The sequence below is a fragment of the Okibacterium sp. HSC-33S16 genome, from assembly GCF_024171565.1.
Taxonomy (GTDB): domain Bacteria; phylum Actinomycetota; class Actinomycetes; order Actinomycetales; family Microbacteriaceae; genus Mycetocola_A.
In genome coordinates, this window is the sequence record NZ_JALJZZ010000001.1 from 695,663 (window position 1) to 717,505 (window position 21,843).

The window sequence follows — 21,843 nt, forward strand, 5'->3', positions numbered from 1 at the left end:
GAGGGCGCGAAAGTGCATTTCACATCTACAGAATCCAACAGTTCGCTCGACGCTGGGCGGGCCCCGCTTCCTGACCGGAATCCGGTCCAGCGGTCGTCACGTTGGCGTGTCGTCGACATTGTCACCGCCAGCGTCCTGGGCGTTGCGGCCGGGGTGATCTTTTGGGCCTGGGGGCTCGCGTGGGGTCCGCTCAGCACGGCGCTCGCATTCACGCCGGGCCTCGGAGGGCTTCTCGCCGGGGGCTGGCTCTTCGCCGGCGTGCTCGGTGGACTCGTTATTCGTAAACCGGGCGCTGCCATCTATACCGAGGTTGTCGCGGCAGCCGTGTCGGCGCTCATCGGAACGGTGTGGGGCTTCGAGACCCTGATCTGGGGTCTGATCCAAGGCGTCGGAGCTGAGATCATCTTCGCGCTGTTCTTCTACCGCAGCTTCCGACTGTGGGTGGCGCTGCTGGCCGGTGCGGGAGCTGGGGTGGCCGTCGGTTTCCTCGACACGACGTTTACGAGCTATGCGGCGCTGGATGCCGGCGCGAAACTGACGTACTTCGTCAGCGCGGTGGTCTCGGGCACCGTGCTCGCGGGTCTGCTGTCGTGGTTCGCCGTTCGCGGACTGGCTGCGACCGGTGCTCTCTCTCGATTCGCGTCGGGCAACCAAACCCGGGCGCGGGCGCGGCGGGCGGGTTAAGTGCCGCACACCTTCTCTCGGCACACCGCTGGGGCGCGGGTGTCAGCGGCCGGCTGGGGGTGGCGCCATGCCGGTCGGCTGGCCCCCGCCGTTGCTGACCTGACGCTCACCATCGAGCCCGGGGAGCGAGTTCTTCTCCTCGGTCCGTCCGGTGCGGGGAAATCCACACTGCTTGCCGGTCTTGCTGGTGTGCTCGGCGGTGACGAGGAAGGTGACGAGTTCGGCGATCTCAGAATCGACGGGAAGCGGCCGGCTGAGGTCCGTGGTCGTGCAGGCCTTGTCCTGCAGGACCCGGACGCGCAGGTTGTGCTGGCGCGGGTGGGAGACGATGTCGCGTTCGGTTGCGAGAACCTTGGCGTGCCGCGCCAGGAGATCTGGCCGCGGGTGCGGTGGGCGCTGGATGCCGTCGGCCTCCAGCTTCCGCTCGAACATCCGTCGTCGAGACTGTCGGGTGGGCAGAAGCAGCGCCTCGCCCTCGCTGGTGTCCTGGCGATGCGGCCCGGCCTCGTGCTGTTGGACGAACCAACTGCCAACCTTGACCCGAGCGGGGTGACCGAGGTGCGCGACGTCGTGGCGCGGGTCATCGAAGAGACCGGGGCCACGCTGATCGTTGTCGAGCATCGGGTCGCGGTGTGGCAGGACGTGGTCGACCGGGTGATCGTTCTTGACCCGGCCGGTGGCGTGCTCGCCGATGGCAGCCCTGACGCTGTGCTTCGGACCCACGGGGCGCAGTTGGCCCGTGCGGGGGTCTGGGTTCCCGACTTCCCACCAACGCTGCCAGCGCGAGGTTCGCGCGCTGCTCGCGGTGACGAGCTGCTCGTTTCTCGGAGTCTCACGGTTGGACGCACACCGTTTGCCTCTCGGACAGCGCTACCGGCGGCATCCGCTCTCAATATTTCACTGTGCGAGGGGGAGAGCGTCGCGATCACCGGGGCCAATGGTGCTGGCAAGTCGACTCTGGCACTGACTCTTGCTGGCCTTCTTGCGCCCCTCGACGGCACGCTCGAGGCGCGACCCGCATTGAGTCGGGGCCTGAGGGCCGAACCCGGGCGGTGGAAGTCTCGCGACCTGCTCACCCGGATGGGGACGGTTTTTCAGGACCCCGAGCACCAGTTTCTGGCGTCGACCGTTCGACGCGAGCTGGCCATCGGCCCCGCGGCTCTCGGCCTTGGCGACGCGGAGGTGACGTCGCGAGTTGATGAATTGCTCACCCGGCTGCGGCTCGGTTCTTTAGCCGACGCGAATCCGTTCACCCTGTCGGGTGGCGAAAAGCGACGGCTCAGTGTTGCGACGATTTTGGCTACCAGGCCGCAGATCTTGTTTCTGGATGAGCCCACCTTCGGTCAGGATGCGACGACCTGGCGCGAGCTTGTGGGCCTGCTGCGTGAACTGGTTGATAGCGGCAGTTCGATTGTGACGGTGACCCATGACGCCGAACTCGTGCGAGCGTTGGCGGACCGGGTGTTCGAACTTCAGCCTCAGTCAGCGGTGGCTGCATGACCGGGCTGAGTGCGCCGGTGCGGCCCTCGGCCATCGCTCGGGTGAACCCCGTGGCGAAGCTTGCTGTTGCGGTGCTCATCAGTGTGGCCCTGCTGCTCTCGATCGATGTGGTGTCGGCCTCGGTGGCTCTCGCGCTCGTCGGCATTCTCCTCTTCTGGTCGGGCCTCGACGCTCGCGGGTTTTGGTTGCGCACTGCGCCGCTGTGGCTGGGTGCGCCGTTTGCCGGGCTCACCACCGTGCTCTACGGGAAGGACTCCGGCGACGTGGTTGCGTCGCTCGGATTTGCCACGGTCAGTGAAGGTTCGCTGACTCTGGGCATCGCGATCACCCTGCGCGTGCTGGCTATCGGGTTGCCCAGCATTGTGCTCTTTGCCACGACCGATCCCACCGACCTCGCGGATGGCTTGGCGCAGGTTCTTCGTCTGCCGTCACGATTCGTGTTGGGCGGATTAGCCGGTCTGCGGATGGTCGGTTTGTTCGTCGATGACTGGCGTGCTCTCGGCCAGGCCCGCCGGGCGCGCGGGGTTGGCGACGCTCATGTGTTCGTCCGTTTCACCAGTCAGGCGTTTGGGCTTCTGGTGCTCGCCATTCGGCGCGGAAGCAAGCTCGCCACCGCGATGGAAGCCAAAGGGTTCGGTTCACATGCGCGGCGTACATGGGCGCGCCCGTCCACGGTGGGTCGGCCCGAGGCAGTGTTGCTGCTCATCGGCGCCGGGATCGCGTGTGCGTCAATCGCGGCCGCTGTGCTCGCCGGCACCTGGACGTTCATTCTTGCCTGACGTCGACCGGGAGGCGGCCGTTGGGGCAATCCGATCGCGGGTGAGAAACGATGGCACCGATGTCATCCTGCTCGACGGACCCAGCGGCGCGGGAAAGTCGACCCTCGCTGACGCCCTGGTTGCCGCCTGGGCGGGCCCAGTCGAGCTGGCACTCGTCCGAATGGACGACATTTACCCGGGATGGAGTGGGCTGGCTGCAGCGGGGGAGCATGTGCATGACCACCTTCTCGTGCCGCGGAGCCAGGATGGTCAAGCGCGCTGGCAACGACACGATTGGGTGCGTGACGCCCCTGCAGAGTGGCACAGCGTTCCGAATACCGTACCTGTGCTGATCGAGGGCTGCGGTGTACTCACCCGGGCGAATGCGCCGCTCGCCTCGTTGACCGTGTGGCTTGACGCTGACGACGCGCTCCGAAAAGAACGTGCCCTGGCTCGAGACGCCGGGGCGTTCGATGCACACTGGGAAGAGTGGGACGCCCAGTTCGTTCGCTTTGTGAAGCAGGAAGATCCGCTGTCATCAGCGAAACTGGTGCTCCGCTCGACTTAAGTGGTCAGGGAGTCAATGAGCGAACCGATCACCGGAATCGGGTGAGACAAGCGCCAGAAGACCCCGGGGTCGGTGAGCGCCCGGTCGAGTGTGAGCGACGTTTTCGCGGAACTCGAACCGTCGACGACCGTGATGCTTCCCACCTTCGTACCCGTGCCCGCGTTGGAAACCCGTTCGGTGTTGACGGTGATCTCCGGAGGGGTAGCTCCCCACCGGAGGCGGGACGGGGAGGCCCCTGAAATGCCGTTCGCCGTGTCACCCCACGCGGTGCTGAAAGCCACGACGGCGCTTCCTTCGGCCAGCACAGGAGTCGGAGTGACGCCCGCTCGTGCGCTCTCCATGATGGCGGTCACGCCGCTCTCCAGTGCGTCCCAGTCTGGTTGCTGCAGCACGGCACCGTAGAAGCGGTACGACTCACCTTCGACAACGACGTCACCGGCGAAGAGCAGGCAGATGCCGGCAGCGTCCGTGTAGCTTCGCGAGATGCCGGTTACCTGCTGCTCCGGCAGGTAGGTCGTAGTATTCGAGATCCCACGGCGGCTCGGCAGGCCCGTCACCGGCTCCGACAACACCGAAGCGATAGCAGGCTCGGCGAGTGCCAGCGCGGCCAGCCGAGAGAGGTCCGTCGCCGTGCCCACGCTGTCGTCGCTCAGGCCCGTGGCGTCGACCACGGTTGTATCGGGCATCTCGTTCTCATCGAGCCAGGCGTTCGCAGCACCGACATATGCATCGGTCGCTCCAAATGCCCAGCGCGCAAGCGTTTCGGCGTGGTTGTTGCTCGATCCGAGAAGCATCGCCTGGAGCATTTCCCGTTCGGTCCACTGATCTTCGGTGTACACCGTGACCGTGCGAGTGCCCGCATCGCGAAAGTCGAGATATGACAGGTAATCATCGGTGGTGATGGGTACAGTGCCGCCCGGTTCGCCGTCGGCAAGGGGCTTCGCATCCAGCACTACAAGTGCCGTGATGACCTTCGTGATCCCTGCCATCGGGACCGCGCCGGCCTCGCCGGCGACGGCCATCGGAGCCCCTGTCGCGCTTTCGGTGATCGCGCTGGCTCCACCCGCCGGAAGTGCAGGTGGAACAGCAGGAGTGTCCGGCGTCGCTGCAGGAAGATCAGAAACGGATGCCGCGGGGAGCGGACCAAGGAGCGTGGCGGGACCGTAAATCCCCGCACCCAATATGACCAATGTTCCGGCGAATATTCCGAGACCTCGAGCTACGCCCACCGTGTACCGCCTGAATCTGTCACGGACTCAGGCTAACCCGACGGATCTGCTTTGGCCGTTAGCCCCAGCCGAGGGAGTGTAATTCGTCGTCGCCGATCCCATAAAAGTGGGCGATCTCGTGGACGAGGGTGATGCGAATCTGTTCGCGAAGATGTTCCTCGCTGTCAGCCATGGCAAGAAGTGGTTCGCGGTAGATGCTGATGACGTCGGGAAGTTCCCCGAATCCGTACTGTCCACGGTCGGTCAGGGCAACGCCGGAATAAAGCCCAAGCAGCTCGAGCGACCCGTCTTCGGGAAGGTCTTCGATGATGATGGCGACGTTATCGAGCCCGTCCACCATGTTGTCGGGCAGTTCATCGAAGATCTCGCCAACCAACGCTTCGAATGCATCGGCGTCGAGGTTCACCACGAACATCCGCCGATCCGACTCGCTTTCACACATCACGTGAACGAGTCTGTCTCTCTTGGGGTGAGTAACGGGGCTTGAACCCGCGACCTCCTGAACCACAATCAGGCGCTCTACCAACTGAGCTATACCCACCATGCGCATCGTCCGGTTCGTGAACCGTGCGATTGCAACCCTGAAAGTCTATTACATGATTGGAGCGTAATTGTTCACGACGGCCTGTGCAGCGGACTTTGCTTCATCCGACGACGGTCCGGGCTGCGGAACGAACACCGCTTCGCGGTAGTAGGCGAGCTCGCGAATCGACTCAAGGATGTCGGCCAGCGCGCGGTGACCGCCGTCTTTAGCCGGGGCGTTGAAGTATGCGCGCGGGTACCAGCGCCGTGCCAGTTCCTTGATGGATGACACATCGACATTTCGGTAATGCAGCTGTGCGTCGAGCCGGGGCATGTACTTCGTCAGGAACGCGCGGTCGGTTCCGATCGAGTTACCGGCGAGGGGAGCGCGCTGTTCGGCTGGGATGTGGGAGAGCACGTATTCGAGAACCTGGTACTCGGCGTCCGCGACGCTAATTCCGTGGGGAATCTCCTCGAGAAGCCCCGAAGTGGTGTGCATATTGGTCACAAACTCACCCATGTTGGCGAGAGCCGAGTCGTCGGGCTTGATGACGATATCCAGGCCCTCGTCGACCGGCTTGAGGTCATAGTCGGTGATGACGACAGCGATTTCAACGAGTTCGTCGTTATCGATGTCGAGTCCCGTCATTTCGCAGTCAATCCAGACAAGGCGGTCGCTCACAGTGCTCATGTGGTCAATGCTATCCGTGCCCGGTGACGCTGGGCGTCGGGTGGGCGGGTGCTCGCGTCGTTGGGCCTGCGGTATTCTGAGAGACGCCCGCCTCCGTAGCTCAGGGGATAGAGCAGGAGCCTTCTAATCTCTTGGTCGCAGGTTCGAATCCTGCCGGGGGCACCGTGCCGCGGCGCCGTGGTCTATTTATCAGGACCGAATCGTGCCGATTTGCCCCTCCCTGCCCCGTGAAGGCAGTGGCGGCTCCACGCGGATTCCCCATGGTTGCTTTGCTTGTGACTGGCTGCTCTGACTCGTACAGCTACCGGAACCTTCTGCCCCGCGGGAGCGACGTCCCTCTTTGGAGAGAATGAGCCGCGAGGTGTGGTAATTTTACGAATGTAAAATAGAATCTGGAAAGTAGAACCGATGACCGGAGAAGACCCACGGTGGACACGATCTCGCGCCGCCCTCATCGCCGCCGTCACGTCGCTGATCGACGCCGGCGAGAGTCCGACGATAACGGACGTCGTGCATCGAGCCGGTGTAAGTCGTCCCACCTTCTACCAGCACTTCGGCGACCTGCCGACTGCACTCAGCGCCGCGGCGTTGGCGCGAGTGGAATCCCAATTCGTCGACGTCGCATCTCCGGCAGGTGTTGGCGTTGATATCAATCTCACGCGGAAAACGATCACCGCACTTCTCAGGCATCTGCACGACCACCGCGTCTTCTACCGAGCTGTTCTGAGCGATTCGAGCGCCCGCCGTTTCACCGAAAGCGTTGTGGAGTTTGTCGCGAACCGGATACTCACGGTGTCACCGCTGCGTATGAAGCGAGGCGAGGAAACCACAGTGCTGACCGCCGACCGGGTGGCCGTGATGGCCGCGGGGTTGGTCTGGCTGATCACGCAGTGGCTCAAGCGCAGCGACGGTGGCGTTGGTGCTGACCCAATATCCGTGATGGCAGACCGTCTGGTCGCCGTGATGGAGTCCTTCGGTACTGCATCGGTCCAGCCCGCCTTTGCGGGCGATACGAATACTCCTCAGCACGGGCTCGTTCAAGACGACTCGTCACTGGGTCACGCACCACGGAAAGACTGACATGTCATCACTCCTTTCACGCCTCAAAGGATCCGCCAAGACGCTGGTCGTCCTCGTGGGAATTTCGCTGATTCCCGTGATCTATTCCGGCGCTCTGATCTGGGCCAACCAGGACCCGACGCACAATCTCGATGGCGTTCCAGCGGCGTTGGTCAACCTGGACAAGCCCGCGACTCTGGGGGATCAGACCCTCGATGTCGGTGCGACCCTCACTGAGGACCTGATCACGTCGGACAGCGAAACCAATTTCGACTGGACAGAAATGGACGAAGCTGGCGCGCTGTCAGCACTGAACGCCGGTGACGTTCTTGCCGTGCTGACCATCCCTGCCGACTTCTCAGCTCACGCGATCTCGGTGGGAGACTCGGACGCTTTGAGCGCATCGACAGCGGGTCTCAGCATCCGCACCAACGACGGAGCCAACCTGATCGCCGGGTCCATTGCTTCGAACATCGGATCGGCAGTGCGCAGCAGTCTCGCGGCACAGTTGAGCGAGGAGTATCTGCAAAACATTTACATCGGGTTTTCCACCGTTCATGACAAGGTTGCCGAAGCCGCCGACGGAGCGGACAGGCTCGTGACCGGAACCGCGAGCGTTGAGGACGGAGCCGGGGAACTTGTCGTCGGGTTGAATGACCTTGCCGACGGCAGCGCCCTTCTCGCGGATGGGGCAACATCGCTATCCGCCGGGGCCGCACAGGCCAGCTCTGGTGCCGACGCTCTCGCCACAAGCCTGAATTCCCTGGCGGGCAAGACTGCCGAACTCCCCAGGCAAGCGGATCAGCTCGTCGTCGGAGCCCAAGCCACATCGGCTGGAGCAGTCGCTCTTGCTGACTCGTTGACACAACTGGACGCGGCTGCGAAGAAGGTGACCAACGCGAGTTCTTCCGCATTCGCCGATGCGCAAGCGCTGCAAGGCAATCTTGGTGCTGTGGCTGACGGCACCTCGACATTGTCCGATGGAACGAAGAAATTGACGACCGCTCTCAACGTCTTGGTTGCGCAATACTCCTCGCTCACCGACGAACAACGACTCTCCTCCCTTGACGAAATTATCTCGAGTGCAGAAGGCCTGGATTCTCAGGTGGACAGCTTGAGCAGCTCTGCGGGAAGCCTCGGAGCCGGCGCTGCCGCATTGGTCGGGACGGCCGACGCTGGCACCGGACTGGCTGCACTCGCGGCGGCCTCGGCGACTACGGCTACCGGCGCAGAGAAAGCAGCCACCGGAGCTTCCGAGCTCAGCAATGGGGCGGTGGCCGTGGCTACCGGCGCCGCGAACTTCTCCTCCCAGCTCCCTCAAGTGACCTCGGCAATCGGCTCGCTGGCATCCGGGGCAGGCGTCCTGAGGACGGGAGTGGCTGCCGTGGGGACGGGCGCGGAGACTCTGTCTACGAAGACCGGTGCGCTTGCCGTGGGGTCGCTCAAAGCTCGTGACGGAGGAGACCAACTCAATACCGGGCTGGCTGACCTGGAAGCGGGCGAGAACACTCTGAGTGGTGGACTCCGAAACGGTCTGGAAGACATTCCTTCATACACCACCCAGGAAGCAGATCACCTCAGCAGCGTCGCCTCTGAACCTGTCTCGGTTGTCGCCGAGCGCGAAAATGAGGTGCCGGGCTACGGATACGGGCTTGCGCCATACTTCCTGGCTCTCGCCTTGTGGGTCGGTGCTCTGGCTTTCTACCTCATGATGCAGCCGCTGTCGGGCAGAGCACTGGCTGGTAGGCAGTCGCTCGTGTTTGTCGCGCTGCGGAGCTTCGTTCCCGGTCTTGTGATGGGCATGGTTCAGAGTGCACTCGCCGTCTTTGTGGTCTCCCGCGTTGTCGGAATCGTGCCAGTCCATCTCTGGGGGCTGTTGGGAATGATGATGCTGGCCAGCGTGACGTTCGTGGCCATGAATCAAGCCTTAGTGGCTCTCTTCGGGGCCCCCGGACGATTTATTGGACTTGTGATGATCGTCCTTCAACTCTCTGCAGCCGGTGGCACGTATCCGATTCAGACTGCACCCTCGTTTTTTCAAACGATTCACTCGTGGCTACCACTGACCTATGCCGTAGAAAGCTTCCGCTCACTCATCGCCGGAGGGGACATCGCGATTTCTCAGGGCATCTGGGTTCTACTCGCGTGGATGTTCGGGGCACTGCTAGTCACGACTCTTGCAGCATTCATAGCTCGCCGCTCGATCGAAGTGCCCGCGGTTGAGCAGTCAAACTCTCAGAGCGGCGCGACGAATGACGAGAACGGCGCTTTGACCAGAGTGGACGGAGCCGCGAGTGAGGGGACTACCGATGACGGCGCACGGTCAGCCAGCTCAGAGCGCACTATTGATCTCCGCTCGTAGAGAGACGTGAGTAGATTACTGTCATGCGAGAACTCCAGAAACAGATAATTGCCGACCTGCATGTTCTTCCCGAGATAGACCCGGAGGCGGAAGCCCGTCATCGGGTCGATTTCCTGGCTGACTACCTCAAGGCTTCTGGCGCCCGTGGCCTCGTCCTCGGAATCAGCGGTGGTCAAGACTCATCGCTCGCCGGCAGATTGTGTCAGCTTGCTGTCGAGCAATTGGCAGAAGATGACGTGAAAGTGTCCTTCGTTGCGGTCAGGCTGCCATACGGTGTCCAGCACGACGAAGAGGACGCACGCCTGGCTCTGGAGTTCATTCAGCCGCAGCATGTCGTTACCTACAACGTGAAGCGGGGAGTTGATGGATTCGAAGCCGAGTTCAAGGACGCAATGGGAAATCCCATCACCGACTTCAATAAGGGGAACGTTAAAGCGCGAGCCCGGATGATCGCCCAGTACGCAATTGCCGGGCAGGACGGCATGTTGGTCGTTGGTACGGACCACGCAGCTGAGGCCGTCACCGGATTCTTCACCAAGTTCGGAGATGGCGGAGCTGACATCGTGCCGTTGACCGGTCTAACGAAGCGGCAGGGGAAACAGATCCTGAAGTTCCTGGGCGCTCCGGCGCGACTGTACGAGAAGCTGCCGACGGCAGACCTGCTCGATGAACAACCTGGCCAGACCGATGAGGCCAACCTCGGCCTGAGCTACGAGAACATTGACGAGTACCTCGAGGGCGGCGAGATTCCGACTGACGTCGCTGAGGCGCTCGAGGCGCGCTACCTGGCAACGCGTCACAAGCGGACGACTCCGGTTGAACCCAACGACCAATGGTGGCGCTGACATAGGCGCAGAGAAAAAGCCGGTCCCGCAAGCGTGCGGGACCGGCTTTTTGGTGGAACGGCGAAGACCTAAGCCAGCTTCTTTTCGTCCGTGGAAGCGGCCGTGGAGCGCGCGACGTCCATAGCAGCCACGTCATCGATCAGCTTTTGCGTGGTCGTATCCGGCGCGTCAGCCTCCGGTCGAGAGAAGGCAGCGGGTGTGACGGGCGTTTCCGTCTGAGCTGACGGCTTTGCAGATGCCTCGGGACTGTACTTTTCGTGATGCTGGCGCGCCGCCCATGCGTCCTGCTCAGCGAGGAGGGTCTTCTCGGTCGCGGTGTTCTCGAAACGCCAGCGCTCGAGATCGCTCTCGAACACACGCTTCGCCCGGTTCGGCTTGTTCTGCCACTCGACCAGACGGTCTCTGAATTCAGCAACGACCGGGCCTAGCTCATAGCCGAAGGTCGCCGAGTTCCTCTTCATGTCCGCGAGCTGATGAGCCGACCAGTTAGCGGCTGTCGAGGCTCCCTTGATTGGAAGGAGGCGCAGCTGGATGTCGGCTTGCGCTACGGCGCGGTCTGCGAGCGTCTGCTCCTGAAGCGTCAACGAGTTCCAGGCAGCCGCTTCTGTAGACGCATCCACGAGCGCCGCAATGGCGGCCGTCTTAAGGTCTCGATCCCGCTGCGCGATCAGCCGACGAACGGCTGCCTTGGTGATCGCCGCCGCCAGCAGTGCCGACACGATGATCGCTACGAACAGAACGCCCGCGGTGAAGAGCACCGGGCGAGTGTCAGTTGCGGTAAGCCAGTTTACGAATTCATTCCACCATTCCATGTGCCGAAGGCTACCCGCGTGATCACAGCTTCTGCGGCAATCTTCGCGCCGTGTCGTGCTTTTGGCGCGTCAGCAGCGCGCAGAGCTTCCATCGCACGCGCGCCGTCAGCGGAGGCAGTCGACGGCGTCCTGAATGTTCCAGAACTGGCCAAGCGAGAGGAATGACGCCCGAACAGCGTTGAAGCGCTTGGCAACGTAAACGTTTCCTGCGGCGGTGTGAACCCGTTCGATGTGACCGAGGATGCGGCCGTCACTCCGACGAACCCGCCACAACCCATCATGAACTTTGACCAATTCAATACCCGCATGGCTACGAAGCGTTTCCGCGCCTGCAGTTTCTGTTGCGATGCTCATGATGCCTCCCTTTCGGCGGCCGGCCCCGTCACTGATGTTGTGCTCTCAACGTATGAGGCACCACTGACAGTGAACGGCCAGCCGCCAGGGCGGCCTCTAGTTGAGCCCCGTGCCGTCCACCGCGTACGGCTCAATGGCGGCCAACTCATCTGCGGTGAGCGCTGGTGCGCTCAGTGCGGCCACATTCTGCTCAAGCTGAGCCACAGAACTTGCACCTATCAAGGCGGATGTCACTTGCGGGTGGCGGAGCACCCAGGTCAGCGCGAGCTGGGCGAGCGTCTGGCCTCGTTCCGCAGCCAGACCATTCAGGGCACGGGCGCGTTCAAGGTACGTCTCCGAGATTCGCTCCGCTGGGAGGAAATGGCTGGTGGCGGCGCGGGACCCCGCGGGGACGCTGCCGTCCAGATAACGGTCGGTCAGTAAGCCCTGTGCGAGAGGGGAGAAGACGATCGATCCAGCACCCACCTCGTCCAGCACTTCAAGGAGGCCTCCTTCCACGTGCCGGTTGAACATGGAGTAGCTCGGCTGGTGAATCAAGAGGGGGATTTTGTGCTCAGCGAGGGCGGCAGCCGCTGCTCGCGTTTGCTCTGGTGAGTAGTTGGAGATACCGACGTAGAGGGCCTTCCCGGAGTGCACGGCTGTTGCCAAGGCACCCATGGTCTCCTCAACAGGGGTGTGAGGGTCGGGACGGTGAGAGTAGAAGATGTCGACATACTCGAGGCCCATGCGCGACAGGCTCTGATCGAGCGAGGCGAGCATGTATTTCCGCGAACCCCATTCGCCATATGGGCCTGACCACATGTCGTACCCAGCCTTGGAAGAGATGACGATCTCGTCACGGTAGGCACGCAAATCCTCGGTGAGGATTCGCCCGAAGTTGCGTTCAGCAGATCCTGGAGGGGGTCCGTAATTGTTGGCGAGATCGAAGTGAGTGATTCCGAGGTCGAACGCACGACGAACAATGGCGCGCTGGGTGTCGATTCCACGGGTGTCGCCGAAGTTGTGCCAGAAACCGAGGGACACCCGGGGGAGGAGAAGCCCGCTTTTTCCGGTGCGGGCATATTGCATCTCGTCATAACGATTTTCTGCAGGCACGTATGTCATGTGGAAATGCTAGTGGTGCTTCAACCCCGAGCGCAGCCGCGTTGTCCTCCCCACCGCCCTGGTCTCTCACCGTTGCCCACCGAAGTCACGCGAGGACGCCCTGGCAGAGATCTCCAGCGCACACTCGATTGCACGGTCCCGGGAACGGCGGTCCGGCACGAGGGTCGTTCCCGGGGTCGCCCCCCAACGCGAAACCAGTTTGGAGATCACCATGACCGACATCATCACCCTCACAGGGCTTGTGGCAACGATTCCGGAGTATCGGAGGGTCCGCGGCGGTGAACTTGAACTAGCGAGCTTCCGGCTCGCGTCGAATCAGCGGCACTTTGATCGGAACACACAAACGTGGGTTACCGGCGATACCAATTGGTACACAGTGTCCGCCTTCCGCAACCTCGCCCGAAACGTTCAAGAGTCCATTCACAAGGGAGATCGCGTTGTCGTGGTCGGCAAGTTGAAGGTTCGGGCGTGGGACCGCGGCGAAAAGAACGGAACCAGTGTCGATGTCGATGCGGACAACATCGGGCAAGACCTCGCATGGGGTACCGCTCGGTACACCAGGACACCACCCCGAGAACCGGCGGCCGTGGCCGATTCCAACGCCGACGTTCGCGCGGAGACGGAGCACATCGATCCGGCCGCTCGTGTTGAGGAGCCGCAGGAGTCGGAGATGTCATCTGATCTGGATCAGGGACGCTGGTCTGCTGCCTCACCAGGGCACCCTGAGGGTGTTGGAGAGCCCGACGAGAGCGCCGTCCTTGCGAGCCATCACGAGGCGTACCCCGCTATCACGTAGGTGCCGCCGTTTTCATTGGTCCGCTGCGTTCGCCCTCGACCGGATGTGAGGTGAAGGTCAAATGGGGGTCGATCTAGACTCAGTAGGTGGAATGCATCCGTGGGAGGTGCGGCCGATCACGACAGACACAGGGGAGATGGCGTGGCGACAGTCGATGCGCGGTTCACGGTTCGGGTGGGGTTGGGCTTCGCCTCCATGTCACTGATCGGGTTCCTCCTTGTGGGGTGCTCGATGCCGCAAACAGGGACTCCGTCACCGAAGCCGTCAGCAACGGAATCCCAATCGCCGGAACCCCAGACTCCGGTCCTCGTCCCATCCGGGTCAGCCGAAGATAACTTGCCCTTCTTCGACCTCGTCAATACTCAGACGCTTGCAGTCAACCCGACAGCCGACGGCCGTGCATTCATCGACGACCTCGTTGCAGCGGGGTTCGATAAGGCTGCAATGGAAGTCACCTCGGACACAACGACGATCGGGAACGCAGCCGACTCCATCCAGTTCTCCGTGCAATGGGGCGAGTCCTGCCTGATCGGGCAGAACGGACCGGGGGTAGGGGGCTACCACTCCACCGTTGACCGGGTACTTGGCACAGGGACATGCCTCATCGGCAAGACAAGGCCAATAGACTGGTAGCAATATGGCCGAATACATCTATTCCATGGTCCGGGCCCGCAAGGCCGTCGGAGACAAACTGATTCTTGACGACGTCACCATGTCGTTCTTCCCGGGCGCGAAAATCGGCGTTGTGGGACCCAACGGTGCCGGAAAGTCCACGATCCTTAAGATCATGGCTGGACTGGACACTCCCAGCAACGGTGAGGCGAAGCTGACCCCGGGCTACACCGTAGGCATCCTGATGCAGGAACCGGAGCTCGACGAGAGCAAAACGGTTCTGGAGAACGTCCAAGAAGGCGTCGGCGAGATCAAAGCGAAGGTCGATCGCTTCAACGAGATCTCCCTCGCGATGGCTGAACCCGATGCAGATTTCGATGCGCTGCTGGCCGAAATGGGCACTCTCCAGGAAGAGATCGACCACGCCGATGCGTGGGATCTCGACTCTCAACTCGAACAGGCCATGGACGCGCTCCGCACGCCGCCCGGGGACCTGCCGGTTTCGAACCTATCCGGCGGTGAGAAGCGTCGCGTCGCTCTCTGCAAGCTTCTGCTGCAGAAACCCGACCTCCTGCTTCTCGACGAGCCCACTAACCACTTGGACGCCGAGAGCGTTCTGTGGCTTGAGCAGCACCTGGCCAAGTACGCGGGTGCAGTGCTCGCCGTGACGCACGACCGGTACTTCCTCGACCACGTTGCTGAGTGGATCGCCGAAGTCGACCGCGGTCACCTCTACCCCTATGAGGGCAACTACTCGACGTACCTGGAGAAAAAGCAGGAGCGACTCCAGATCCAGGGCAAGAAGGACCAGAAGCTTTCAAAGCGCCTCGCCGAGGAGCTCGAATGGGTGCGGTCAAACGCCAAGGGACGCCAGGCTAAGTCGAAGGCCCGACTCGCTCGCTACGAGGAAATGGTGACCGAGGCTGAGCGGACGAGGAAGCTGGACTTCGAGGAAATCGTCATTCCGGTCGGGCCCCGACTGGGCGCACAGGTGATCGACGCGAAGAACCTCCAGAAGGGCTTTGGAGAGCGCATTCTGATCAGCGACCTGAGCTTCACACTTCCTCGAAACGGAATCGTGGGAGTCATCGGCCCGAACGGTGTGGGAAAGACCACGCTGTTCAAGACCATCGTGGGTCTCGAACCGCTCGATGGTGGAGAGCTGAAAATCGGCGAGACCGTCGACATTTCCTATGTTGACCAGAGCCGTGGCGGCATTGATCCCAACAAGAACCTGTGGGAAGTCGTCTCCGACGGGCAAGACTACATTCAGGTCGGAAAGACCGAAATTCCGTCGCGTGCCTACGTGTCCCAGTTCGGCTTTAAGGGCCCAGACCAGCAAAAGAAGGCTGGCGTGCTTTCCGGTGGTGAGCGCAACCGCCTCAACCTCGCCCTGACGCTCAAACAGGGCGGAAACCTGCTGCTCCTCGACGAGCCGACAAACGACCTGGACGTCGAAACGCTTGGCAGCCTGGAGAACGCGCTTCTCGAGTTCCCTGGTTGTGCCGTTGTGATCACGCACGACCGGTGGTTCCTCGACCGCATCGCCACGCACATCCTCGCCTATGAAGGCACCGAGGAGGACCCGGCGAACTGGTATTGGTTCGAGGGTAACTTCGAGTCCTACGAGGAGAACAAGATCGAGCGGCTGGGTCCGGATGCGGCTAAGCCGAGCCGTGCCACCTACCGCAAGCTGACGCGCGACTAATGCGGGTCCACGTTCCCATCCACCTCCGCTGGGGTGATCTGGACGCCTACAACCATGTGAACAACGTGGAGCTGATGCGCCTCCTTGAGGAGGCGCGGGTGCGGGTGTTCTGGCGCAGCACGGAGGAGGGTGGTGACGTGGACTCCGGCATGGCCTTGATTGAGGCCGAGGCCGGGTCAGAGACGATTACCCTCATTGCACGTCACGAGGTTGAGTACGTGCGACCGATTCCGTATCAGCGACCGCCGCTCGACATACAGGTCTGGATTGGCAAGCTCGGCGGCGCCAGTCTCGAGGTGAACTACGAGGTCTTCGGTGCGGTTGGACCCGATCAACCGCTCTATGCCCGAGCGTCCAGCTCAATAGTGCTCGTCGACGCGTCGACCTCGAAGCCGCGTCGAATCACCGACGAGGAGCGCGCCGCGTGGACGCGCTACCTCGAAGAACCGGTCGCTTTTACGAAACGCGGCTAGTTCTCGGTAGCCAGCGCGGTCGGCACTCGTACCATGCCCTCTTGGGCGACGCTCGCAACGAGCTCGCCATCACGCGTGTAGAACCGGCCCTGTGAGAGTCCTCGCCCACCGGACGCACTCGGCGACTCCTGAACGTAGAGAAGCCACTCATCGGCCCGCGCTGGCCGGTGCCACCACATGGCGTGGTCGAGGCTCGCGATCTTCAGATTCGGCGTCACCCAGGCGAGTCCGTGCCGACGCAGAATGGACTCGAGAAGCGGGTAATCACTGGCGTACGCCAATGCGGCGCGGTGCAGACTGGGGTCGTCAGGCAACGCCCGGAACGACTTGATCCAGACAGCATTGGTCGCGGTGTGTTCGCTCGTCACGTTCAGGTAGATGGGTGAGGGGATATGCCGAATATCGAAGGGGCGGTTATGTGACCAGGACTGTGCAGCCGGGTGGTCGATGTGGCCAAGAAGCTCGGCCGTCGTCGGCAGGCTTTCCGGGTCGGGATAGCCTTCGGGCATAGGAGTTTGGTGGTCGAGACCGTCGTCAGTGTCTTGGAATGACGCGATCATCGACAGGATCGGGACGCCCGACTGGTACGCCTGGGTGCGCCTGGTGGAGAAGGAGCGTCCATCATGAATGCGGTCGACGCTGAAGGTAATGTCCTGGTTCACGTCGCCCGGTCGAAGGAAGTAGCCATGCATTGAGTGGATGATCCGGCCTTCGTCTGTGGTCCGACTCGCCGCCATGACCGCCTGGGCAAGTACCTGCCCTCCGTAGACGCGTCCTCCCGGCATCCACTGTGACTGCCCCGTGAAAATATCCTCGCTCGTCCGAGCTCCGGTGTCGGTCAGGTTCAGGGCGTTCAGAAGTGATTCGACGGGGTCGTTCATTGCTCTCCGATCGGTGGTGCACAGGCTCGGATGGGGTGCCACCGATGCCTCTTAGGTAGTTTAGAAGCAGATGAACAACACATTTGCGCTCACTGACCCGCTCGCCTTGGCCGACCTCACCGTATACCTCTCGCGTGTTCGGCTCGTCGATGACACCGCTGTCCGGGTGATCGCGGGAGGTGGAGTGCTTGCTGTGTATTCGGCGGTGCTCGCGCCGAGGGGACTGCTTGACCGCAGCCCCACCGTTCTCGGTCTCCGGACGTTTGCCGAGGCATCCGGTGTGCAATTCGATCGTGTCCTTGCACCGGCCTCACTGGCAGACAGAATCGCGAAAATCCGAGCCGACGGCACCGAGACCTTCGAGGTGAACCTGCCGGACAGTGACGTGACGGCGAGCTGGGCCGGAATCTCACCCCCACGCGGTGGGTGGGAACACATGGGAACGCTCAGCAGCGTCGCGCTCGAACTCATCGCACGCGACGGGGCTGGCGAGGTTGCGAGAGCGATTCCTGCTCACACCGGAGACCTGATCGTGCAGAAGGTGCGTTCAGAGGTGTGGTCACGGCCTCTCGACGCCCACCCCGTTGTTCCTGCGGGCGTCGCGTTCGCTGCAGCCAGCCTCGGCTTCATCGCCGGGGAGGAGGAGGAGGTTGCGCTCTATCGATCCGGCTCCTGGCTGCGGGCCAGTGCGTACCGTGGGCACGTCCTGGCACGCTCGCTTCACGGGTAACGGACCGCGGTCAGTCGAGCAGCAGTTGGTCGATGATTTGCTCACCCATGCGTCGGTGAGACGGCGAATCATCGGAGGTGGTGACGAGCGCGGTGGCCAGGACGAGGGCCCAGCCGCGCGCACGCCGCCATGTCGCGTCCGAAACGTCCCGCGCCTCAGCCACGGCTGAGTGAAAGCGATCGCGACCGGCCGGGTCGAAGACAAGCCAGGCGGCGGCGAGGTCAGTTGCCGGGTCTCCGGCAGTGATGTCCCCGAAGTCCAGCACGGCGGCGAGATCGCCGTTGCTGTCGACCAGCAGGTTGCTGGGGTGCAGGTCACCGTGAAGCCAGACGCGTGGGCGCTCCCAAAGTGGTGCGGTTCGAGCGTCGTCCCAGATCCGGGAGACGGCGTCGGCGTGGGGAACGATGCCGGAATTGAGTCGGGATCGCACATCCCTGTGCCTGCGCTCGAGCGGGATTCCACGAAAGTTATTGACGGGTGCGTCGGCTGGCGCCGCGGTGTGCAGCTGGGTGAGGAATGTGGCCAGTGGGCTGGCCAGCCGGCCGCGTTTGTCGATCGGTAGGGTGGATGCAGCCGCGCCGTCGAACCACCTTGCGATACTCCAGTGCCAGGGGAAGTCGACGGTCGGTCGTCCGAAGTAGATCGGGCGGGGCACGGCAACGTCGACGCGGTCGGCGATTTCCGGCAACCAGCGTTGCTCGTTCTCGATGAGTGCCGCAGCGAGCTGGCGCCGGGGGAGGCGCACGACCAGTTGCTCGCCCAGCCGGTACATGGCGTTGTCCCATCCGTGAGCGACGAGTGTGAGCGGCAGGTCCGCGAGCTCAGGGTGCTGGGCCCGCAGCAAACGACGAATGAGTTCTGGGGAGATATCGACTTCTGCTGCGGGGGAGCGCGCCATCGTTCCAGTATGTCGGTGCCGTGTCAGGACAGTTGCGCGTCGATCGCCCGCCCGACCGTGCGACCGGTGAACAGGCATCCGCCCAAAAAAGTGCCCTCGAGCGATCGATAGCCGTGCATACCGCCGCCACCAAACCCGCTGGCTTCGCCTGCCGCGTACAGCCCGGGAATGGGAGAGCCGTTGTCGTCGAGCGCCCGACCGGAGAGGTCGGTCTGGATGCCGCCGAGGCTCTTGCGGGTGAGGATGTGCAGTTTCACGGCGATCAGGGGACCGGCCTTTGGATCGAGGATGCGGTGCGGGGACGCCACCCGGATGAGCTTGTCTCCGAGGTACTTGCGGGCGCCACGGATCGCGGTGATCTGCGGGTCCTTCGAGAAGTCGTTGGCGAGCTGGGCGTCGCGCAGCCGGATCTCTCGTTCAACCTGCGCGGCGTCGAGTGGGGCGTCCGGCGCGAGCCGCTGCATTCCCGCCAGGAGCTCGGGGAGGGTGCGGGCAACCACGAAGTCCTCACCCTTCTGTTTGAACGCCTCAACCGGCCCGGGAGCGCCGGGCGCGACGCGTTTGAGCAGGAGTTTGAGATCCTTATCGGTGAGGTCGGGGTTCTGCTCGCTGCCCGAGAGAGCGAACTCTTTCTCGATGATTTTCTGCGTGAGCACGAACCAGGAGTGGTCGTGACCGGTCTTCCGGAGGTACTCGAGTGTGCCCAGCGTGTCGAAACCTGGGAAGAGCGGAGCGGGCAGCCGCTTCCCGGTCGCATCAAGCCAGACGGAGGACGGCCCGGGAAGAATGCGGATGCCATGGCTCGCCCAGGCGGGATCGTAATTCGTGATCCCCTCCGTGTAGTGCCACATGCGGTCACCGTTGACCAGCCGGGCACCGGCGCGTGCTGCCATGTCGATGCCGTGCCCGTCAACCGAGGCAGGCACCCCCGACAGCATGTGCGTTGGCGGGGTTCCCAGGCGTGCCGGCCACTGTGCGCGTACGCGGTCGTGGTTGCCGCCGATGCCGCCGGTCGTGACGACGACGGCCTGGGCGGACAGCTCGAAATCGTCGATCTCGTCTCGCCCGCTGGCAACTCCGCGCTTCACGGTTGAGGCGGCGAGCACTCGTCCGCGCACGCCCGTGACGGAGCCATTCGTGATGACGAGGTCATCGACGCGGTGGCGGTGGAGGACCCGGATGCGGCCGGCGCGAACGCCGTCGCTGACCCGTCGCGCAAAGGGTGCGACAACTCCGGGGCCGGTGCCCCAGACGATGTGGAAACGCGGAACGGAGTTACCGTGCCCACCCGCGATGTAGCCGCCGCGTTCCGCCCAGCCCACCACCGGGAAGAAGCTCAGCCCCTGACCGGTCAGCCATGATCGTTTCTCTCCGGCGGCGAAATCGACGTAGGCCTCCGCCCAGCGCCGGCCCCAGGCGTCTTCGGGGCGATCGAAGGCTGCGCTCCCGGCCCAATCCTGGAGGGCAAGCTCGCGGCTGTCGGTGATGCCCATCCGGCGTTGCTCGGGGGTGTCGACAAGAAAGAGCCCGCCGAACGACCACCAGGCCTGGCCACCGAGCGACGCCTCCGGCTCCTGGTCAACAAGCAGGACCTGCCGGTCGGCGTCAGAGAGTTCAGCGGCTGCGACCAGCCCGGCGAGCCCGGCACCGACCACAATGACGTCGGCGGATCCGGCTGAATCGACAGGGGCGTGCATCCGTACTCCTTCATCCGGAGGCGACGGTGCTCACCGGTGCCCCCATCGTAGGAGATGGACTGCCGAAGCCGAGCGCTATTCGTCGAAGGTGTTGACCATCGCCTGCGCGGCGCGCTCGAGGTAGTCCCAGAGCGTCGCCTCGTGCAACGGCGAGAGTCCCAGCGTGTCGACCGCGGCGCGCATGTGAAGCAGCCAACGATCGCGGGCGTCTGGGTTGACCTTGAACGGCATGTGCCGCATGCGGAGGCGCGGGTGTCCGCGCTGTTCGCTGTAGGTCGACGGTCCGCCCCAGTACTGCTCGAAGAACATGGTGAGTCGCTCGGTTGCCGGGCCCAGGTCATCCTCCGGGTACATCGGCTTAAGCACAGGATCGTTCGCGATGCCCTTGTAGAACTCGACCGACAGCTTTTCGAACGTCGCCCGACCGCCGACCTCATCGTAGAAGGTGGGGGAGTTGAGATTCGTCATGGCTTTTGCGGCGCTTTCTTCGAGTTCTTCTTCACCGCGTGCGGTGCCTCATTGACCACCTTGAGGGGCTTGGTCCGCGGTGGGCGGGCGCCGGTGACGGACGCCGCCCCGTCGAAGCCCTCGAGCACAACGCTCTTGAGCGTCGGCAACTGGATACCCATCTCATCGGTGGCGTACTTGAGTCGTCCGCGCAACTCGCGAGCCACGTCGTCCTTGGCCGGCGGCCGGGTCTTGACGACGAGCCGTATCACGAGGGCTTCCTCGGAGATTGATTCGATGCCCCACAGTTCAGGGCGCTCGAGGATACGGCTGCGCCACTTGGGATCCTGCGCCAGCCCCGTCGCGGTGGACAGCATGGTGTCCTGCACGGCCTCGATGTCGGTGTCGTACGGCACGGCGAGGTCGATGATCACCCGGGCCCAGCCCTGCGACATGTTCCCGACGCGAAGGATTTCGCCGTTGCGCACAAACCACAGTGTCCCGTTGACGTCGCGCACTTGCGTGATGCGGATACCAACACGTTCGACCACACCGGTGGCAGGTCCCAGATCGACGACATCGCCGACGCCGAGTTGGTCTTCCATCACCATGAACAGACCGTTGAGCACGTCCTTGACGATGTTTTGGGCGCCGAAACCGAGGCCGGCACCGAGTGCGGCGGTCAAGAGGGCCAACGACCCGATGATGCTGGGGTCAATCTCGTTGACGATCAGCACAACAGTGATGACAACGACAGTGACGTTGACGATGTTTCCCAGCACCGAACCGAGAGTGCGGGTTCGCTGCACAAGTCGCACGGCAGCGAGGGGGGACACGCTGAGCGCCTGGGTGTCTTCTGCGCCCTGGTTCTTCTTGACTCCGGAGACGATCTGGCCCACTACGCGGCGAATCAAGAAATGAAGGACCCAGGAAGCCGCTAACGCGCCAACAATGATCAGCGCTATGGAAACGAGAGTGCCAAGGGGGCTCTTGAAGAACGCGTCTACCCCGGTCCAAAATTCAGTCATATTCATCACCGCAAAGTTTACGTGAGGGCTCTGAACGGATGCTGGAGGCCAGCCGCCTGCACTCCGTCACGTCAGACAGAAGGTG

General features: G+C 63.0%; 23 protein-coding genes and 2 tRNA genes. 13 read left to right on the forward strand and 12 right to left on the reverse strand.

Annotated features, from left to right (window positions below; all coding sequences use genetic code 11):
• Positions 1-12 precede the first annotated feature (12 nt).
• The 4 genes from L1277_RS03370 to L1277_RS03385 are packed head-to-tail and all read left to right on the forward strand — an operon-like array spanning position 13 to position 3,510.
• Complete coding sequence (locus L1277_RS03370; protein ID WP_253374924.1) at positions 13-684, forward strand: ECF transporter S component; 672 nt, start codon at positions 13-15, stop codon at positions 682-684.
• On the forward strand, positions 685-2,184 hold the full coding sequence (locus L1277_RS03375) for an ABC transporter ATP-binding protein (RefSeq protein WP_253374925.1): 1,500 nt from the start codon (positions 685-687) through the stop codon (positions 2,182-2,184).
• Positions 2,181-2,963, forward strand: coding sequence for an energy-coupling factor transporter transmembrane protein EcfT (locus tag L1277_RS03380; protein WP_253374926.1), 783 nt, complete (start codon positions 2,181-2,183; stop codon positions 2,961-2,963). Before L1277_RS03375 ends, L1277_RS03380 begins: the two co-directional genes overlap by 4 nt.
• Positions 2,956-3,510 carry an ATP-binding protein gene (locus L1277_RS03385; RefSeq protein WP_253374927.1) on the forward strand — a complete coding sequence of 185 codons (555 nt, stop codon included), beginning with the start codon at positions 2,956-2,958 and terminating at the stop codon, positions 3,508-3,510. The genes L1277_RS03380 and L1277_RS03385 overlap by 8 nt, the downstream gene beginning before the upstream one ends.
• On the opposite strand, the gene L1277_RS03390 is transcribed toward L1277_RS03385, so the two are convergent.
• The 4 genes from L1277_RS03390 to orn all read right to left on the reverse strand — a co-directional run bounded on the left by L1277_RS03390 (position 3,507) and on the right by orn (position 5,952).
• A complete protein-coding gene (locus tag L1277_RS03390) occupies positions 3,507-4,691 on the reverse strand; it encodes a hypothetical protein (protein ID WP_253374928.1) in 1,185 nt (394 codons plus the stop codon). The genes L1277_RS03385 and L1277_RS03390 overlap by 4 nt on opposite strands.
• A gap of 106 nt (positions 4,692-4,797) precedes the next feature.
• Positions 4,798-5,181 carry a metallopeptidase family protein gene (locus tag L1277_RS03395; protein WP_253375277.1) on the reverse strand — a complete coding sequence of 128 codons (384 nt, stop codon included), beginning with the start codon at positions 5,179-5,181 and terminating at the stop codon, positions 4,798-4,800.
• Positions 5,182-5,204: 23 nt separating this feature from the next.
• A tRNA-His gene (locus tag L1277_RS03400) sits at positions 5,205-5,280 on the reverse strand.
• Between the two features lie 51 nt (positions 5,281-5,331).
• The gene (orn, locus tag L1277_RS03405) at positions 5,332-5,952 is read right to left on the reverse strand and encodes an oligoribonuclease (RefSeq protein WP_253374929.1); all 621 of its coding nucleotides are present in this window, start codon (positions 5,950-5,952) and stop codon (positions 5,332-5,334) included.
• Positions 5,953-6,041: 89 nt separating this feature from the next.
• Here orn and L1277_RS03410 point away from each other — a divergent pair.
• The 4 genes from L1277_RS03410 (at position 6,042) to nadE (ending at position 10,218) form a co-directional block, all read left to right on the forward strand.
• Positions 6,042-6,114 (forward strand) — tRNA-Arg (locus L1277_RS03410).
• A gap of 246 nt (positions 6,115-6,360) precedes the next feature.
• On the forward strand, positions 6,361-7,032 hold the full coding sequence (locus L1277_RS03415) for a TetR/AcrR family transcriptional regulator (RefSeq protein WP_253374930.1): 672 nt from the start codon (positions 6,361-6,363) through the stop codon (positions 7,030-7,032).
• 1 nt (position 7,033) lies between these two features.
• The gene (locus tag L1277_RS03420) at positions 7,034-9,373 is read left to right on the forward strand and encodes a YhgE/Pip domain-containing protein (RefSeq protein WP_253374931.1); all 2,340 of its coding nucleotides are present in this window, start codon (positions 7,034-7,036) and stop codon (positions 9,371-9,373) included.
• Positions 9,374-9,396: 23 nt separating this feature from the next.
• Entirely contained in the window at positions 9,397-10,218 is an 822-nt protein-coding gene (gene nadE / locus L1277_RS03425; RefSeq protein WP_253374932.1) for an ammonia-dependent NAD(+) synthetase, read from the forward strand.
• A gap of 68 nt (positions 10,219-10,286) precedes the next feature.
• Here nadE and L1277_RS03430 read toward each other — a convergent pair whose 3' ends face one another.
• The 3 genes from L1277_RS03430 to mgrA all read right to left on the reverse strand — a co-directional run bounded on the left by L1277_RS03430 (position 10,287) and on the right by mgrA (position 12,488).
• Positions 10,287-11,030, reverse strand: coding sequence for a hypothetical protein (locus L1277_RS03430; protein WP_253374933.1), 744 nt, complete (start codon positions 11,028-11,030; stop codon positions 10,287-10,289).
• 105 nt (positions 11,031-11,135) lie between these two features.
• Complete coding sequence (locus L1277_RS03435; RefSeq protein ID WP_253374934.1) at positions 11,136-11,384, reverse strand: hypothetical protein; 249 nt, start codon at positions 11,382-11,384, stop codon at positions 11,136-11,138.
• A 96-nt stretch (positions 11,385-11,480) separates the two neighbouring features.
• Entirely contained in the window at positions 11,481-12,488 is a 1,008-nt protein-coding gene (gene mgrA, locus L1277_RS03440; RefSeq protein WP_253374935.1) for an L-glyceraldehyde 3-phosphate reductase, read from the reverse strand.
• 211 nt (positions 12,489-12,699) lie between these two features.
• On the opposite strand from mgrA, the gene L1277_RS03445 reads away from it, so the two are divergent.
• From L1277_RS03445 to L1277_RS03460, 4 genes are all read left to right on the forward strand, one after another.
• A complete protein-coding gene (locus L1277_RS03445; RefSeq protein ID WP_253374936.1) occupies positions 12,700-13,284 on the forward strand; it encodes a single-stranded DNA-binding protein in 585 nt (194 codons plus the stop codon).
• Positions 13,285-13,425: 141 nt separating this feature from the next.
• Entirely contained in the window at positions 13,426-13,917 is a 492-nt protein-coding gene (locus L1277_RS03450; RefSeq protein WP_253374937.1) for a hypothetical protein, read from the forward strand.
• Between the two features lie 4 nt (positions 13,918-13,921).
• Positions 13,922-15,604, forward strand: coding sequence for an energy-dependent translational throttle protein EttA (gene ettA / locus L1277_RS03455; RefSeq protein WP_253374938.1), 1,683 nt, complete (start codon positions 13,922-13,924; stop codon positions 15,602-15,604).
• On the forward strand, positions 15,604-16,077 hold the full coding sequence (locus tag L1277_RS03460; RefSeq protein ID WP_253374939.1) for a thioesterase family protein: 474 nt from the start codon (positions 15,604-15,606) through the stop codon (positions 16,075-16,077). Before ettA ends, L1277_RS03460 begins: the two co-directional genes overlap by 1 nt.
• Here the strand turns inward: L1277_RS03460 and L1277_RS03465 are convergent.
• Positions 16,074-16,958, reverse strand: a complete 885-nt coding sequence (locus tag L1277_RS03465; RefSeq protein ID WP_253374940.1) for an acyl-CoA thioesterase II — start codon at positions 16,956-16,958, stop codon at positions 16,074-16,076. The two genes, L1277_RS03460 and L1277_RS03465, sit on opposite strands and share 4 nt — an antisense overlap.
• 70 nt (positions 16,959-17,028) lie before the next feature.
• Here L1277_RS03465 and L1277_RS03470 point away from each other — a divergent pair, with 70 nt between their 5' ends.
• Complete coding sequence (locus L1277_RS03470; RefSeq protein ID WP_253374941.1) at positions 17,029-17,688, forward strand: hypothetical protein; 660 nt, start codon at positions 17,029-17,031, stop codon at positions 17,686-17,688.
• 10 nt (positions 17,689-17,698) lie between these two features.
• Here L1277_RS03470 and L1277_RS03475 read toward each other — a convergent pair whose 3' ends face one another.
• The 4 genes from L1277_RS03475 to L1277_RS03490 form a co-directional block, all read right to left on the reverse strand.
• Positions 17,699-18,586, reverse strand: a complete 888-nt coding sequence (locus L1277_RS03475; RefSeq protein WP_253374942.1) for an aminoglycoside phosphotransferase family protein — start codon at positions 18,584-18,586, stop codon at positions 17,699-17,701.
• A gap of 23 nt (positions 18,587-18,609) precedes the next feature.
• Positions 18,610-20,283 carry an FAD-binding dehydrogenase gene (locus L1277_RS03480; protein ID WP_253374943.1) on the reverse strand — a complete coding sequence of 558 codons (1,674 nt, stop codon included), beginning with the start codon at positions 20,281-20,283 and terminating at the stop codon, positions 18,610-18,612.
• A gap of 75 nt (positions 20,284-20,358) precedes the next feature.
• Complete coding sequence (locus L1277_RS03485; RefSeq protein WP_253374944.1) at positions 20,359-20,751, reverse strand: globin; 393 nt, start codon at positions 20,749-20,751, stop codon at positions 20,359-20,361.
• Positions 20,748-21,758, reverse strand: a complete 1,011-nt coding sequence (locus L1277_RS03490) for a mechanosensitive ion channel family protein (RefSeq protein WP_374110152.1) — start codon at positions 21,756-21,758, stop codon at positions 20,748-20,750. The genes L1277_RS03485 and L1277_RS03490 overlap by 4 nt, the downstream gene beginning before the upstream one ends.
• Positions 21,759-21,843 lie beyond the last annotated feature (85 nt).

Coding starts and splice junctions, on each gene's coding strand:
- L1277_RS03380 (WP_253374926.1), top strand. CDS start 2,181: ATGACCGGGCTGAGTGCGCCGGTGCGGCCCTCGGCCATCGCTCGGGTG.
- L1277_RS03395 (WP_253375277.1), bottom strand. CDS start 5,181: ATGTGTGAAAGCGAGTCGGATCGGCGGATGTTCGTGGTGAACCTCGAC.
- orn (WP_253374929.1), bottom strand. CDS start 5,952: ATGAGCACTGTGAGCGACCGCCTTGTCTGGATTGACTGCGAAATGACG.
- L1277_RS03415 (WP_253374930.1), top strand. CDS start 6,361: ATGACCGGAGAAGACCCACGGTGGACACGATCTCGCGCCGCCCTCATC.
- L1277_RS03420 (WP_253374931.1), top strand. CDS start 7,034: ATGTCATCACTCCTTTCACGCCTCAAAGGATCCGCCAAGACGCTGGTC.
- nadE (WP_253374932.1), top strand. CDS start 9,397: ATGCGAGAACTCCAGAAACAGATAATTGCCGACCTGCATGTTCTTCCC.
- L1277_RS03430 (WP_253374933.1), bottom strand. CDS start 11,030: ATGGAATGGTGGAATGAATTCGTAAACTGGCTTACCGCAACTGACACT.
- L1277_RS03435 (WP_253374934.1), bottom strand. CDS start 11,384: ATGAGCATCGCAACAGAAACTGCAGGCGCGGAAACGCTTCGTAGCCAT.
- mgrA (WP_253374935.1), bottom strand. CDS start 12,488: ATGACATACGTGCCTGCAGAAAATCGTTATGACGAGATGCAATATGCC.
- L1277_RS03445 (WP_253374936.1), top strand. CDS start 12,700: ATGACCGACATCATCACCCTCACAGGGCTTGTGGCAACGATTCCGGAG.
- ettA (WP_253374938.1), top strand. CDS start 13,922: ATGGCCGAATACATCTATTCCATGGTCCGGGCCCGCAAGGCCGTCGGA.
- L1277_RS03460 (WP_253374939.1), top strand. CDS start 15,604: ATGCGGGTCCACGTTCCCATCCACCTCCGCTGGGGTGATCTGGACGCC.
- L1277_RS03465 (WP_253374940.1), bottom strand. CDS start 16,958: ATGAACGACCCCGTCGAATCACTTCTGAACGCCCTGAACCTGACCGAC.
- L1277_RS03470 (WP_253374941.1), top strand. CDS start 17,029: ATGAACAACACATTTGCGCTCACTGACCCGCTCGCCTTGGCCGACCTC.
- L1277_RS03475 (WP_253374942.1), bottom strand. CDS start 18,586: ATGGCGCGCTCCCCCGCAGCAGAAGTCGATATCTCCCCAGAACTCATT.
- L1277_RS03480 (WP_253374943.1), bottom strand. CDS start 20,283: ATGCACGCCCCTGTCGATTCAGCCGGATCCGCCGACGTCATTGTGGTC.
- L1277_RS03485 (WP_253374944.1), bottom strand. CDS start 20,751: ATGACGAATCTCAACTCCCCCACCTTCTACGATGAGGTCGGCGGTCGG.
- L1277_RS03490 (WP_374110152.1), bottom strand. CDS start 21,758: ATGACTGAATTTTGGACCGGGGTAGACGCGTTCTTCAAGAGCCCCCTT.